Annotated in this window: 1 protein-coding gene; it reads left to right on the top strand. The window is 41.9% G+C overall.

Annotation, left to right across the window (positions count from 1 at the left end):
- The first annotated feature begins 124 nt into the window (after positions 1 to 124).
- Positions 125 to 1,729 (top strand): IS1182 family transposase, encoded by a 1,605-nt coding sequence (locus GPK90_RS00405; RefSeq protein ID WP_215701842.1) that lies wholly within the window; start codon positions 125 to 127, stop codon positions 1,727 to 1,729.
- The last annotated feature ends 143 nt before the right edge of the window (positions 1,730 to 1,872 follow it).

Raw genomic sequence — 1,872 nt, 5'->3', positions numbered from 1 at the left:
GGGGCTGTTGCAAAATAGATGAGTAATCATTTATGGAGCAGCAGCTCCTTTTTGTGCCAAAAAGTTTGTGCCAAAAATGAAAAAGCAGGCTCCGAAGAACCTGCCATTCATGGTATAATAAATTATGACTAGTAAAATAAAATACCAAAAAAATTATACCGAATTCAACGAAACTTATCAACTGGTTTTGCCATTAAGTTTAGAAGGTTTTGTCCCAGATGACGATTCTGTCCGGCTGCTGAGCCATGAGCTTGAGGAACTCGATTATACTTTATTGTATAAGGCTTACTCTTCCAAAGGAAGAAATCCTGCAGTGGATCCGAAGACCATGTTCAAAATCCTGACCTATGCTTATTCCCAAAACATCTATTCTTCCCGGAAAATTGAACAGGCCTGCCGCAGGGATATCAACTTTATGTGGCTGCTTGCCGGACAAAAAGCACCAGATCACAGTACGATTGCCCGTTTCCGAACCGGATTTCTCGCGGAGGCCTGCGAAGACCTGTTTTATCAGATGGTGCGCCGTCTGAAAGATGCGGAAGAATTATCTATGGAAACCGTTTTCATTGATGGAACCAAGCTGGAAGCCTGTGCCAATAAATATACTTTCGTCTGGAAAAAGTCCGTAGGGAAATGGGAAGAAAAAATGTTTCATAAGATTCAGGAAGCTGTAAGGCTTTTGAATCATGATTATATGCAGTCGTTTACTGTAAATGCGGAATCCAGAGCACAGGATCTGCAAAAAATCTCTGACTATCTGGAAGAAAAATGCCAGCAGGATGGAACAGAGTTCGTCTATGGACGTGGCAGACGAAAAAGCAAAAATCAGAAATATCTGGAGCTTTTCCAAAGGTTCCGGGAACGGCAGGTAACCTACGACTGGCATACGGCCAGCTTCCAGGGAAGGAACAATTATTGTAAGACCGATCCGGATGCAACATTTATGCACATGAAGGATGACCATATGCGGAATGCCCAGTTGAAACCGGGATATAACATACAAATTGGGGTAGACAGCGAATACATTGTATCGGCAGATGTATTTCAGGACAGAAATGATGTCTGGACACTGGTTCCATTTTTAAAGATGATGGATAAAAAGCTGGGGTTTCGTTATCCAAGCGTCACGGCTGATTCCGGGTATGAAAGTGAAGAAGGATATACTTATCTGCGTAGTTCAGGTCAGAAGCCGTATATCAAGCCCCAGACCTATGAAAAATGGAAGAAACGTAGTTTTAAACAGGACATCAGTAAACGTGAAAATATGGGGTATGATAAGGAAACGGACACATATACCTGCCATGCCGGTAAAAAGTTGAAAGCTCTTTTCGTAAAGAAGCAAAAAAGCAAAAGTGGCTATGAATCGGAAGTAACCGTGTATGAATGCGAGGATTGCGCCAATTGTCCCCATAAGGAAAAATGTACCCGTGCGAAAGGGAATAAACGGCTGTATATTTCAAAAAGCTTTCTGGAGAAGCGTCAGGAATCATACGAAAATATCCTGAGCGAAACCGGGATCCAGTACCGGATGAACCGTTCCATACAGGTGGAAGGGGCATTCGGAGTTTTGAAAAATGATTACGAATTCCAGAGATTTCTGCTCCGGGGAAAAACCAAAGTAAAACTTGAGATTCTTTTGCTTTGCATGGGGTATAACCTGAATAAACTGCATGCAAAAATCCAGAAGGAGCGAACCAGAACGTATTTATTTGAAGTACAGTCAGCCTAAAATATGTAAAAAACCAAAGGCTTATTAAAGTACGGCAAAAAATCGGGATGAAATCCAGAAAAATAGATTTCATCCCGGTTTATGTCTATAACGGCAGAGGCTGCCGCTCAATCATCTGTTTTTAATGATTTTGCGACAGCCCC

Origin of the sequence: Clostridium sp. MCC344, from assembly GCF_018785365.1 — a bacterium.
Lineage (GTDB): Bacteria > Bacillota > Clostridia > Lachnospirales > Lachnospiraceae > Pilosibacter.
The sequence above is the reverse complement of the archived record's forward strand: the minus strand, read 5'-3'. Positions and strand labels throughout refer to the sequence as shown.

Excerpts from the sequence above, each read along its gene's own strand:
- GPK90_RS00405 (WP_215701842.1), top strand. The coding sequence starts at position 125 with ATGACTAGTAAAATAAAATACCAAAAAAATTATACCGAATTCAACGAA.